9 protein-coding genes are annotated in these 13311 nt (G+C 33.7%); 6 read left to right on the forward strand and 3 right to left on the reverse strand.

Annotation, left to right across the window (positions count from 1 at the left end):
- The first annotated feature begins 139 nt into the window (after positions 1-139).
- Positions 140-1708, forward strand: a complete 1569-nt coding sequence (locus HM986_RS12970) for a right-handed parallel beta-helix repeat-containing protein (protein WP_179335518.1) — start codon at positions 140-142, stop codon at positions 1706-1708.
- A gap of 102 nt (positions 1709-1810) precedes the next feature.
- Here the strand turns inward: HM986_RS12970 and glyA are convergent, their stop codons facing one another.
- The gene (gene glyA, locus HM986_RS12975; RefSeq protein WP_179335519.1) at positions 1811-3085 is read right to left on the reverse strand and encodes a serine hydroxymethyltransferase; all 1275 of its coding nucleotides are present in this window, start codon (positions 3083-3085) and stop codon (positions 1811-1813) included.
- A gap of 110 nt (positions 3086-3195) precedes the next feature.
- Between glyA and fahA the strand changes: the two genes are divergently transcribed.
- Positions 3196-4488: a fumarylacetoacetase gene (gene fahA, locus HM986_RS12980; RefSeq protein ID WP_179335520.1), complete on the forward strand. Its 1293-nt coding sequence runs from the start codon at positions 3196-3198 to the stop codon at positions 4486-4488.
- 87 nt (positions 4489-4575) lie between these two features.
- On the opposite strand, the gene HM986_RS12985 is transcribed toward fahA, so the two are convergent.
- Positions 4576-6261, reverse strand: a complete 1686-nt coding sequence (locus HM986_RS12985) for an RluA family pseudouridine synthase (protein WP_179335521.1) — start codon at positions 6259-6261, stop codon at positions 4576-4578.
- A gap of 225 nt (positions 6262-6486) precedes the next feature.
- On the opposite strand from HM986_RS12985, the gene HM986_RS12990 reads away from it, so the two are divergent.
- A complete protein-coding gene (locus tag HM986_RS12990) occupies positions 6487-7671 on the forward strand; it encodes a hypothetical protein (protein ID WP_218841439.1) in 1185 nt (394 codons plus the stop codon).
- Between the two features lie 484 nt (positions 7672-8155).
- Here HM986_RS12990 and ytxJ read toward each other — a convergent pair whose 3' ends face one another.
- A complete protein-coding gene (gene ytxJ / locus HM986_RS12995) occupies positions 8156-8542 on the reverse strand; it encodes a bacillithiol system redox-active protein YtxJ (protein ID WP_179335599.1) in 387 nt (128 codons plus the stop codon).
- A gap of 358 nt (positions 8543-8900) precedes the next feature.
- On the opposite strand from ytxJ, the gene clpB reads away from it, so the two are divergent.
- From clpB to deoD, 3 genes are all read left to right on the forward strand, one after another.
- Complete coding sequence (clpB, locus tag HM986_RS13000; protein WP_179335522.1) at positions 8901-11507, forward strand: ATP-dependent chaperone ClpB; 2607 nt, start codon at positions 8901-8903, stop codon at positions 11505-11507.
- Positions 11508-11889: 382 nt separating this feature from the next.
- Positions 11890-12552, forward strand: a complete 663-nt coding sequence (gene deoC / locus HM986_RS13005; RefSeq protein ID WP_179335523.1) for a deoxyribose-phosphate aldolase — start codon at positions 11890-11892, stop codon at positions 12550-12552.
- A 27-nt stretch (positions 12553-12579) separates the two neighbouring features.
- Positions 12580-13278 carry a purine-nucleoside phosphorylase gene (gene deoD, locus HM986_RS13010; RefSeq protein WP_179335524.1) on the forward strand — a complete coding sequence of 233 codons (699 nt, stop codon included), beginning with the start codon at positions 12580-12582 and terminating at the stop codon, positions 13276-13278.
- Positions 13279-13311 lie beyond the last annotated feature (33 nt).

A 13311-nucleotide genomic window follows, 5' to 3' on the forward strand; every position in this document is an offset into this window, starting at 1 on the left:
TGACCACACTAACGTCTTATATCTTTACCATTGGATTTCTGATTATTCAGTAATCATAATCTTCGCATATTTATACGTATCTATAATAAATCCTAACTTCAAAAGTTATATTTTTAAGCCTTAATTATATTTATCACTTATGAAGCGATTGCTATCATTTTTACTTTGTTTTGGAATTTTATTATTTTGGAGTTCTTGTCGTAACGATTTCGAATTTACACCAAACAAAGGAAACCTTGGCTTTGCCAAAGACACTATTTATTTAGACACTGTTTTTACTAATATTGGCTCTAGCACGTATAACTTAAAAGTGTACAATCGTAGTGATGATGATATTGTAATCCCGACCATACAATTCGAAAATGGTGTGAATTCACGTTACCGTATGAATATCGATGGTACCACAGGATTAGAAGGTTTACAACAAGGAAAATTCTTCGAAGATGTAGAATTATTAGCTAACGATAGTTTATTCATTTTTATTGAAACAACTATAGACATTTCTACATTAGGAGCCTTAGAGAATCAATTTTTATATACTGACAAAATTCTATTTGATTCTGGAAACAACCAACAAAATGTTGATGTTGTGACCTTAGTTAAGGATGCTGTTTTTATATACCCAAGCAAAGATGACGTAACCGGTATTATTGAAACACTAAGCTTTGATGTTGATGGAGATGGTACACCAGACGAAACCACCTTACAAGGTCGTTTTCTAGAAGATGATGAACTAACCTTTACTAATGACAAACCATATGTTATTTATGGTTACGCTGGAGTTGGCGCAGGAAAAACCTTAACCATAGAAGCTGGTGCGAGAGTTCATTTTCATGCAGAATCAGGACTAATGGTAACCAACAATGCCTCGTTAACTATAAATGGACAACTCAGCACAGATCAAGAAGCCTTAGAAAACGAAGTCATTTTAGAAGGTGATCGTTTAGAACCACTTTACGAAGATATTCCTGGTCAATGGGGAACGATTTGGTTATTTAACGGAAGTGAAAACAATAGTATAAATTACGCAACCATTAAAAATGCGACCATTGGTGTGTTGTCTGAAGGCAATCAAGATGCACCTAACGATAAATTAACCATTACCAATTCTCAAATCTATAATGTGAGTAGTTTTGGAATATTAGGACGTGCAACCTCTATAACAGCAGAAAATGTAGTGATTAATAACGCTGGGCAATCCTCTTTTGCTGGAACATTTGGTGGGAAATACAATTTTACACACTGCACCATTGCTAACTATTGGAATAATAGTTTTAGACAATTCCCTGCCCTAATATTAAATGATTTTATTGTAGATGAAAACAATGCGGTTTTTACAAACAGTTTAACCGAAGCTAATTTTAATAACTGTATTATTTATGGTAATGATAACCCTGAGTTTTTACTAGAAAATGAAGGTGATGTCTTTAACTTTAAATTCACTAACTGCTTATTGAGATTTGACAATAGTAACCTTCAAGGCAATGGTAATTATGATTTTGAGGATGCAACCTTTTATGTAAATAATGTATTTAATGAAATTCCTGACTTTGAAAATTCATCTAATAACATGATGCGAATTGGGAATGATTCCGAAGCTATAGGAATTGGTAATGCTGCTTTTTCTATACTAAATGATATTCTTGGATCACCAAGATCTGGAGCAATAGATGTCGGCGCTTACAATCATACTACGTTTGAAGATTAATTAGAACGTATACTCATTAATATAGTAGCATATAAAAAAGCCTTTCAAACTAAATTGAAAGGCTTTTTGAATATAAATTTCAACCTAAATGGTTTTTAATTTTTAAGCATTAAATAAAGCGCGTCCACCCATTAGTGTATTTACTTTTTCAGCAACACCTGCTAAAACCGTTTCATTGTCATGGTTCGTTAAAGCTTCATCAACTAAGTCTACAATATATGGCATATCACTTTCTTTTAAACCTCTAGTGGTCACTGCGGCAGTACCTATTCTAATCCCAGATGTTACAAAAGGAGATTCGGTATCAAAAGGCACCATATTTTTGTTCACCGTAATATCTGCTTTTACTAAAGCGTTTTCAGCATCTTTACCAGTAATGTTTTTATTTCTAAGGTCAATTAACATCATATGGTTATCAGTTCCACCTGAAATTAAATTATAATCTTTAGCAACAAATGCTTTAGCCATAGCAGCTGCATTATGTTTTACTTGTAGCATGTAATGCATAAAGTTATCCGTTAAGGCTTCACCAAAAGCAATAGCTTTAGCAGCGATAATGTGTTCTAATGGACCTCCTTGGTTTCCTGGAAAAACCGCCGAGTCTAATAAACCCGACATCTTACGAAGATTACCATTCTTTAAAGTAATTCCGAACGGGTTATCAATATTTTCACCCATCATAATCATACCACCTCTTGGTCCTCTTAAGGTTTTATGGGTTGTTGTTGTAACAATATGGCAATGTGGCATTGGGTCACTTAAAATTCCTTTAGCAATTAACCCTGCTGGATGCGAAATATCCGCTAGTAAAACAGCACCAACACTATCAGCTACTTCTCTAAACTTCGCAAAATCCATATCTCTAGAATAAGCAGAAGCACCAGCAATTATTAATTTTGGCTTTTCTTTTTGTGCCTGATCAGCTAACATATCGTAATCAATAAGCCCCGTATCTTTCTTAACACCATAAAATGTAGGACGGTATAATTTACCCGAAAAATTAACAGGAGATCCGTGAGTTAAGTGTCCACCATGAGACAAATCAAATCCTAAAATAGTATCTCCTGGACTTAAACATGCGTGGTATACAGCTGTGTTTGCTTGGCTTCCAGAATGCGGTTGCACGTTAACATATGCAGCACCAAATAAGGTTTTAGCACGATCAATAGCAATCTGCTCTACCTCATCAACAACCTCACAACCACCATAGTAGCGTTTACCAGGATACCCTTCAGCATATTTATTAGTTAGTACAGAACCTGCAGCTTCCATAACTTGGTCGCTAACAAAATTTTCTGATGCTATTAATTCTATGCCATCTATTTGGCGTTCTTTTTCGGCTTTAATAAGTTCAAATATTTGTTCGTCGCGTTGCATAAATAATGTGTTTGTTAAATCAATACAAAAATAGTGAATACATTAGTTTAAATATCAAAAATTATGTAGGTTTGAATGAATTTAATGAACAATTAATCAACAATAACTCTATGCCATTATCCGCTAACAATCCAGATCGTACCTCATGGTTACATGTCGGTAAAAACTCAGATTTCCCAATTCAGAACATTCCTTTTGGTGTTTTCTTAACAAGAGACGACATTATAACGATTGGAACAAGAATTGGAGATACAGCAATTGATCTTGGTGCCTTACATCAATTAGGTTATTTTGAAGGAATTCCGTTAACGGATGATATTTTTCTTCAAGATACATTAAACGATTTTATAGCAGATGGTAGAAAAACATGGCGTTTAGTTAGAAATAGAATCGCTCAGATTTTTGATGCTGAAAATGAGGCTCTAAAAAATAATAACCCACATAAAGAAACTATTTTGTTTCGTTTAGATGAAATTGAAATGCAGTTACCGATTCAGGTTGGTGATTACACCGATTTCTACGCTAGTAAAGAACATGCTACAAATGTTGGTACTATGTTTAGAGACCCTGATAACGCATTAATGCCAAATTGGGTGCATATGCCAGTTGGGTACCATGGTCGTAGTTCATCTATTATCCCATCAGGAATTCCGATTCATCGTCCACAAGGACAAACTTTGCCAGAGGGCGCTAACGAGCCCGTGTTCGGCCCTTCAAAATTAGTAGATTTTGAATTAGAAATGGCGTTCATTACTACAGATGCTAATGATTTAGGAGAACCTATTCCTATTGAAGAAACGGAAGAATATATCTTTGGGCTGGTTTTATTTAATGACTGGTCTGCTAGAGATATTCAGAAATGGGAATATGTACCCTTAGGACCATTTTTAGGAAAAAGCTTTGCATCATCAATGTCGCCTTGGATTGTTACTTTAGATGCTTTAGAACCATTTAGAACAGAAAGTCCTCAACAAAACCCTAAGCCTTTAGATTATTTACAAACAAAAGGAAAAAAGAGTTTTGATATTAATTTAGAAGTTGGTATTCAGCCAAAAGGTGCAAAAGAAACAGTGGTTAGCAAATCTAACTTTAAATACATGTACTGGAATATGGCTCAGCAATTAGCGCATCATACGGTTAATGGCTGTCCTATTAATGCTGGTGATGTAATGGGAAGTGGTACGATTTCAGGACCAACTCCAGATTCATATGGTTCTATGTTAGAATTGAGCTGGAAAGGTACAAAACCTGTAAAAATGAAAGATGGCAGCGAGCGTAAATTTATCAATGATAACGATACTGTTATTATGAGAGGGTATTGCCAGAATGATGATATTCGAATTGGTTTCGGACAGGTTAAAACACAGTTATTACCTGTTTTTAATCCTAAGAAAAAGAAGTAATTATAAGCGCATTTATATTTAAAGAAGACTAAAGTTAAATTACTTTGGTCTTTTTTTTGCTTCAAATTAAACACTATAAAACGGATTCTAAAATGGGGTTTCACAATTAAAACTAACCCAATCACCTTTCACAGGATGTTCAAAACCTAAAGTTTCTGCGTGAAGATGTAACCGATCTGAAACCGTACCATACAAATCATCACCAACAATAGGCATATTCAACCCTTTGTGATGTGCCGCATGCACTCTTAACTGATGTGTTCTACCCGAAATTGGATAAAAATGGATTCTAGTTTTGTTATCTTTAACCTCAACTACTTCATATTTAGTAGTCGCTTTTTTACCGTGCTCATAGCAAACTAACTGCCTAGGTCTATTATTTAAATCTACTCTAAGCGGTAAATCTACGGTTCCTTTTTTTGTTTTTAAAGTGCCGTCTAAAATCGCAACATAGCGCTTTTTTACGGTACGATTAATAAATTGTTTTTGAAGCTTTTTATGCGTTCTTTCATTTTTTGCAACCAATAGCAAGCCTGAAGTAGACATATCTAAGCGATGCAACAATAAAGGGCCTGTTGCCTCTGGCAAATACCTTTGCATTCTTGTTAAAACGGAATCTTTAATCGTTTTTCCTGGAACTGATAAAAACTCCTGCGGCTTATTAAGAACTAACAAAAAATCATCTTCGTAAATAATCTCTAGTTCGCCATCAAACTTGCCTGCTAATTCTATAGGGTTCGGCTCAACATCTAAACCTTGCATCATATGTCCTAAAATCGGTTCGCATCGGCTGCGACAAGAAGGATAAAATTGCCCATGTTTCCTAACTTCTGCCGTGGGTGCAATTCCCCAATAAAATTCTGCCATAGCAATAGGCTTCATATTATGCGCATAAGCGTATTGAAACAATTTGGGAGCAGCGCATTCGCCTGCTGCTGCCGGTGGTTTTCCTAAGTCTGTGTCTTTAAAAATGGTGATTAAATCTTTTATTTCACCTTTGGCATTTAAGAATTTATACTGCTCGTGGATTTTCTTTTGTAAGCGAGCTGATAGTCTTTTTCGTTCTAACTTTAATGATTCAATAGGTTGAATTAATTTGGCTAAGTTTTGTTCTGCTTTTAGTACAACTGCCTCTAAGTCTAATTTTAAGTATTTTAAATTAATATTATTCTGAATGCTTTCTTGCTTCAAATTTTCAAAAAACAATTCTTTTTCTTCACTTGAGAGTCTACCCTCTGCTTCTACTCTACGTTGTTTTCTTAATTGCTTCTCAGCTTTTGCATTCCTTTTAAAATCTTCGAGATTTTGGATGGTTTCAAGTTTTGTCTGTTTTAAGTTTAATTTGGCTTTCTCTAAATCAGGATTTCGCTCTAAACTTTCAATTTTAGCTGTTAAACTGTTTACATAAGTTTCATTTTTTTTGTAAAAACCGTCTGTATCTAAAGTATCATAAATTGGTGGTACAAATCCTTCAATATGGTTACTTTCTGCTAATTTTCCTGAAAAAGCAGTAATATAACCGAGTTGCCCTTGTTCAGTTTCAACAATCATAATACCAAACATCTTACCGATTCTTAAACCTTTCTTGTGGTCGTCTAGTCCAAAATTGTGTTCAAAATCTGTTTGAAAATTTAAATACGACTTAACCTCATCTGCCGCTGCAATACAAAGCGAATGGGGAGTGTAATAAAACGGAAAGGTGAATTGGTTAGGAAGTGCTTCCAAAAGATGAGATTCTATAGTATGAAAATATCCGTTTTCTATACGAAACATGAGCCTTTTATTGATTTGTAAAGGAACAAAAATCTTTATCGTTAATCCGTAAGATTCTAATTTTTTTTGGATTTGAATAGAGATGCAGCTGCATTGCAAAGCCTGTCGACTCATTAGTTTATCTTAAAAGCTTTCGAGATAAAAATCATTCTAAGTATCAAAAGTTTTTTTACTTTGGCATCATAATTGGAATTACAGATTTATAACCACAAAAAACACAAGATTATGAAAAAATTTTTACTCTTATCAGTCCTTGTTACGGTACTCGTATCTTGTAGTGCCAAAAAACAAATTGAAAGCGCCATTAGCCAGGGAAATTATGACCACGCTATTTCTGAAGCTTTAGAAAAATTAGAAAATAATAAAGATAAAAATCGAAAGCAAGATTATATTATAATGCTAGAGGATGCTTATAATAAAGTTTTAGACGAGAATCTACAAACGATAAAACATCTTAAAAAAGATGGCAATCCTGAGCAGTATAAAATTATTTACAATATGTATTCGGATTTAGAAGCAAGGCAAGTTGCTATAAAACGCGTGATGCCTTTGCAAATAAATGGAAAAACGTTGCACCTAAAATTTAACGATTACAGCTCTGAACTGGTTGATTATAGATACAAAACTTCTGATTATTTAATTAATCAAGGTATCGCACTTTTAGATTCTAACGACAAATATAACGCCAGAGAAGCACATGACATTTTTAGTTATATTGAACGTATTAATCCGAATTTTGAAGAAAACAGAAGTTTAATTACAGAAGCACATCAAAAAGGAATGGATTACGTACATGTGTCTATTAAAAACCATACAGAACAAATAATTCCGCAACGTTTAGAATCAGAATTATTAGATTTTAACACCTATGGATTAAATCAATTCTGGACAACTTACCATGCTAATACAGATAAAGCTATTAATTACGATTTTGCGATGCAATTACAATTAAAGCAAATAAATATTTCGCCAGAACGCATTAATGAACGTTTAGTAACTAGAGAACAAAATGTTGTAGATGGTTGGGAATACCTATTAGATAGAGCAGGAAATGTAAGGAAAGATAGCCTTGGTAATGATATAAAGATTGACAAAATCATCAATGTAAAGGCACGCCTTATTGAAGTTGTACAAACTAAATCAGCTCAGCTTATTGCAGATGTCGTTTATACAGACCTAAAACACAATCAGACTATTGATACATTTACAATAGATAGTGGTTATATTTTCGAAAATATATTTGGAACCTTTAAAGGAGATGAGCGTGCTTTAAATAATAGTGACAGAAACCTTATGAGACAAAGACAAATTCTGTTTCCAACCGATGAGCAGATGGTATTTGATACTGGTGAAGATCTTAAATTAAAACTAAAGGATATCATTAACTCCTATAGTATAAGAGGCAGCTAAAATTGTTTCTATATTTATAAATTAAAACTCTCAGACTTTGCATATACATACTAAAGTCTGAGAGTTTTTTTATGTTGTACTTTTCAAAATCTCAGATACAATAAGGCCTTTAAATTTTCATTTCTAGCATCAAAAAAAATATAACTTACCAAAAGACAATAATCTTATTTATAAATGATTATTGCAATCCAATGACGATATGGAAGCTGAAATAGGTTTAAAATTATATTTGAACACTCTTTTAGTCAAAAGCAACTTTAACATATAGCTAAAAATCAAATAATTACATCTAAGACAGTTAATACAAAATCTTTTAACGAAACTAAAGAAGTCTTACCTATATTTTTGTTTTTGTATTTTATATTTATTAAAATACATTTTTTCTATGTTAACCAAAATCATCGGACTTATAAGATTAGCTACTAAGCCCTCATAATAAACACCACACCAGAACAATCTCTCTTGTATTATTAAAATAGAATCCTTATATCAATTGAGCAAAATCCATTTCATTAATAGCACCATGAGATTCATGTGCCACAACTACTCCATTCTTTATAACTAAAAGTTGAGGTGATTGGTGCATCACTTGAAACTTATACCCAACTTCATTAGAAACATCTCTAAAACTTAGTAAGTCTAAATAATATAAATCTACATTCATTTCCAGATCGTATGCAGACACAAATTGATTCATAACCATTCTACTAATTCCGCAACGTGTAGAGTGCTTAAATATCAGTTGCGCTTTGGTTTTAGACTTTTCTAGAATAATATCTAATTGATCAATCGTATTTAAAGGCAACCACGGTAATACCTTCTCTTCTTTCGGCTCTGACGAACCGCTAAATAGTTTATTGAATAATCCCATACTATAAATGTCGTATATAAACTCGAAACTTACAAGTCTCATCACTATATAAAATTAAAATAATGTAAAGTGACGTTTTTTCATGCATTGTAGGTTTTATTCATAAATTGAACGTCTATTTTTTTTCTATAGTTAATGGTTTTATAAATTATTTAAAATAACACCTAAACAGTCAAAACGTCACGCTAAAAAATACAAAATCAGTCATTTTGTCATTTTTTTCTTACATTTTAAGAATGGTAAGATAATTGACTAGTGATATACAAATACAACAATTTATTAAACAATTTGGCTTTGGGTACATTAATAACGTATAACTCAAGCCTCTGTTTATCAAACTATATAAAAACTTTATACGATGAATTTTAATAATTATACCATTAAATCGCAAGAAGCCATTCAGCAAGCGCAGCAGCTCGCTCAAGGTTTTGGTCATCAGCAGATAGAGAACGAGCACTTTTTTAAGGCACTCTTTACGGTCGATGAAAATGTATTGCCTTTCTTACTTAAAAAGTTAAATGTCAATATACCAATGCTCCAACAAATTTTAGATAAAGACCTTGAAAGTTTCCCTAAAGTTTCTGGCGGAGATATTATGCTATCTAGAGAAGCTAGCAAAACGTTAAACGAAGCGTCTATCATCGCTAAAAAGATGAATGACGACTACGTTTCAATTGAACATCTCATTTTAGCCATTTTTAAATCTAAGAGTAAAATTGCTCAGATTCTAAAAGATCAAGGTGTTACTGAAAAAGGTTTAAATACTGCTATTGAAGAATTACGACAAGGTGATCGTGTTACTTCTCAAAGTCAAGAAGAAACTTACAATTCGCTAAATAAATATGCTAAGAACTTAAATCAACTAGCCCAAGATGGAAAGTTAGATCCTGTGATTGGTAGAGATGAGGAAATTAGAAGAATACTTCAAATTTTATCACGTAGAACCAAAAATAACCCAATTTTAGTTGGTGAACCAGGTACAGGAAAAACTGCTATCGCAGAAGGTTTAGCACACAGAATTATCGATGGAGATATTCCAGAAAATCTAAAAGACAAGCAGATTTTCGCTTTGGATATGGGCGCCCTAATTGCGGGTGCAAAATTTAAAGGGGAATTTGAAGAGCGTTTAAAAGCCGTGATCAAAGAAGTAACAGAAAGTAACGGAGATATCGTTCTGTTTATAGACGAAATACACACACTTGTTGGTGCTGGTGGTGGACAAGGCGCTATGGATGCAGCTAACATTTTAAAACCTGCTTTAGCTCGTGGAGAATTAAGAGCCATTGGCGCAACGACTTTAGATGAATATCAAAAATATTTTGAAAAAGACAAAGCTCTAGAACGTCGTTTTCAAATGGTAAAAGTTGATGAACCAGATACCGAAAGTGCTATTTCTATTCTTCGAGGTATTAAAGAAAAATATGAAGCACATCATAAAGTTCAAATTAAAGACGAAGCTATCATTGGTGCTGTAGAATTATCGCAACGCTACATAACCAATCGTTTTCTTCCAGACAAAGCTATCGATTTAATGGATGAAGCTGCTTCCAAATTACGAATGGAAATCAACTCTAAACCCGAAGAGTTAGACGTTTTAGATCGTAAAATTATGCAATTGGAAATTGAACATGAAGCTATAAAACGTGAAAAGGACGAAACCAAGTTAAAAAGCTTAAAATCTGATTTGGCAAATCTCAAAGAAGAACGAAACGAGCTAAACGCGAAATGGATGTCCGAAAAAGAAGTCGTTGATAACGTTCAGAACATAAAGGAAGAGATTGAAAACTATAAACTTGAAGCTGAACGCGCAGAGCGCGATGGTGATTACGGAAAGGTTGCTGAAATTAGATACGGAAAAATTAAAGATGCGACCGAAAAGCTTGAAAAATTCCAAAAGGATTTGGCAAAACAGCAAAGTACATCTTTAATAAAGGAGGAAGTGACTTATGAAGATATTGCAGATGTTGTCGCAAAATGGACAGGAATTCCGGTAACCAAAATGCTTCAAAGCGATCGTGAGAAATTACTAAAACTTGAAGATGAATTACACAAACGTGTCGTTGGGCAAGAAGAAGCAATTGAAGCGGTGAGTGATGCTGTTCGTCGCTCTAGAGCCGGGTTACAAAATCCTAATAAACCAGTAGGAACCTTTTTGTTTTTAGGAACAACAGGTGTTGGTAAAACTGAGTTGGCAAAAGCATTAGCTGAATATTTGTTTGATGATGAAAATGCTATGACGCGTATTGACATGAGTGAATACCAAGAACGTCATGCTGTTAGTCGATTGGTTGGTGCACCTCCGGGATATGTTGGTTACGATGAAGGAGGTCAATTAACGGAGGCTGTTCGAAGAAAGCCATACTCAGTTATATTATTAGATGAGATTGAAAAAGCACATCCAGATACTTTCAATATTTTATTACAAGTCTTAGATGAAGGCCGTTTAACTGACAACAAAGGTAGAATTGCAGATTTCAAAAACACTATAATTATTATGACTTCTAATATGGGAAGTCAAATTATACAAGAGCGATTTGAAGCCACTAAAGATATTCCTTCAGCAATTGAAGCCGCAAAAGTCGATGTTTTAGCAGTATTAAAACAAAGTGTAAGACCTGAATTTTTAAACCGAATTGATGATATTATAATGTTTACACCTTTATCGAAAGAGAACATTTTATCTATAGTAGGTTTACAACTTAAAGGCATTACTAAAATGATAGCTAAACAAGGCATTACGTTTGATGCTACATCAGAAGCTGTTAATTCTTTAGCAGATAAAGGTTATAATCCAGAATATGGAGCAAGACCCGTAAAGCGCGTCATTCAAAAAGAAGTTTTAAATCAGTTAAGTAAAGAAATATTATCTGGTAGAGTAAACACTGATAGTATTATTTTACTCGACGAGTTTGATGGTCAACTTGTTTTTAGAAATCAAGGTAAATTAACAGTAGAGCGTATTTAAAACAGTGTAACATTATAGGTATTATTATAGCCTATATAATGATTGGTTGGTTAAGAGCAATACAAATTTCAAGCATTTGAAAGGAGTATTGCTCTTCTTTTTTACCTTTTTGAAACTAATAAAATAGCATCGTAAAAAAAATCCTACCAAACTGAATTTATATGGTCCTAGTAATTAAATAGTTTACGAGTTATTAACAATTATTCGACGAACGACATAATAAATTATTTTTTTTAACACTCCTTTTAACGGATTAATGACTAGTTTTGTCGAGCTATTTAATTCCAACACTACTTAAAATTTTTAATTAATAACTAGTAATCCCTCTACGTTGTAGATAATTACTATAGCGAATTTATTTTATAACCCTACTTATAATAAAATGAAATTGAATAGATACATAGACCACACTTTATTAAGTGCCTCTGCTACAGAAGCAGACATTTTGAAACTTTGCGAAGAAGCTTTAAAATACAATTTTTACTCCGTTTGTGTCAATAGCTGTTATGTTCCAATAGCAAAACAAGCCTTAGGAAGATCTGAAGTTAAAATTTGTACCGTCGTTGGTTTTCCTTTAGGAGCGATGTCTACTGAAGCAAAAATATTTGAAGCCAAATCGGCTATCGAGCAAGGTGCAACAGAAATCGATATGGTCATAAATATTGGCCGTCTTAAAAGCAAAAATTATCTTGCTGTTCTCAAGGATATTAGTAAAATTAAAACTGCTATTGGCAATACAACGCTTAAAGTAATTTTAGAAATTAGTGAACTCTCAAAAAATGAAATCGTAAAAGCTTGCGAAATTTGTATTGATGCTAAAGCTGATTTTGTAAAAACATCTACTGGTTTTTCAAAAAGCGGAGCAACATTAACAGCTGTTAAAATTATGCGAAAAACAGTTAGAGATAAACTTAAAATAAAAGCCTCTGGTGGCATTAGAGATGCGGAAACTGCTCAAAAATATGTAGACATTGGAGTTGACCGAATTGGAGCTTCATCTGGAGTTGCCATGATGAATAATCTAATGTCAAACGCAGCATACTAATTAAAACACTTTGCTTAACTTTGTAGCATGAGTGTACATATCGGAGCCGAAAAAGGCGAAATTGCAGAAACTATATTACTACCTGGAGACCCATTAAGAGCAAAATGGATTGCCGAAACATTTTTCGACGATCCATTTTGCTTTAATGAAGTTAGAGGTATGTTGGGTTATACTGGTACCTACCAAGGCAAACGTGTTTCTACAATGGGAACTGGTATGGGAGTGCCAAGTATATCAATATATGCCAACGAACTTATAACAGAATATGGCGTAAAAAACCTTATTAGGGTTGGTAGCGCTGGTTCTTACCAAAAGGAGGTAAAAATAAGAGATGTCGTTATAGCAATGGCGGCCTCATCTAACTCTGGTGTTAATGAACTACGCTTTGGAGGTGCTAATTTTGCGCCCACTGCGAGTTTCGACTTATTTATAAAAGCTACCGAGGCCGCTCGTACTAAAAACATTCCGATTAAAGCAGGTAACGTCTTATCGTCAGATATCTTTTATGAGGATGATAAAGAAGCCTTTAAAAAATGGTCTAAATTCGGTGTATTGTGCGTAGAAATGGAAGCTGCTGGGCTATATACCGTAGCGGCTAAACATAATGTTAATGCCCTAGCTCTTTTAACTATATCAGACTCTTTAGTCACAGGCGAAAGCACTACTAGTAAAGAGCGCGAAACGACTTTTAAAAGTATGATAGAAATTGCTCTAGAATTAGCCTAAAATGATCCTATACTTGTTCGCATTATTCATGTT

The sequence above is a fragment of the Winogradskyella costae genome, assembly GCF_013403865.1.
Lineage (GTDB): Bacteria > Bacteroidota > Bacteroidia > Flavobacteriales > Flavobacteriaceae > Winogradskyella > Winogradskyella costae.

Bases quoted from the DNA above. Each gene is read 5' to 3' on its own strand.
- HM986_RS12970 (WP_179335518.1), top strand. From the start codon at position 140: ATGAAGCGATTGCTATCATTTTTACTTTGTTTTGGAATTTTATTATTT.
- glyA (WP_179335519.1), bottom strand. From the start codon at position 3,085: ATGCAACGCGACGAACAAATATTTGAACTTATTAAAGCCGAAAAAGAA.
- fahA (WP_179335520.1), top strand. From the start codon at position 3,196: ATGCCATTATCCGCTAACAATCCAGATCGTACCTCATGGTTACATGTC.
- HM986_RS12985 (WP_179335521.1), bottom strand. From the start codon at position 6,261: ATGTTTCGTATAGAAAACGGATATTTTCATACTATAGAATCTCATCTT.
- HM986_RS12990 (WP_218841439.1), top strand. From the start codon at position 6,487: ATGAAAAAATTTTTACTCTTATCAGTCCTTGTTACGGTACTCGTATCT.
- ytxJ (WP_179335599.1), bottom strand. From the start codon at position 8,542: ATGGGATTATTCAATAAACTATTTAGCGGTTCGTCAGAGCCGAAAGAA.
- clpB (WP_179335522.1), top strand. From the start codon at position 8,901: ATGAATTTTAATAATTATACCATTAAATCGCAAGAAGCCATTCAGCAA.
- deoC (WP_179335523.1), top strand. From the start codon at position 11,890: ATGAAATTGAATAGATACATAGACCACACTTTATTAAGTGCCTCTGCT.
- deoD (WP_179335524.1), top strand. From the start codon at position 12,580: ATGAGTGTACATATCGGAGCCGAAAAAGGCGAAATTGCAGAAACTATA.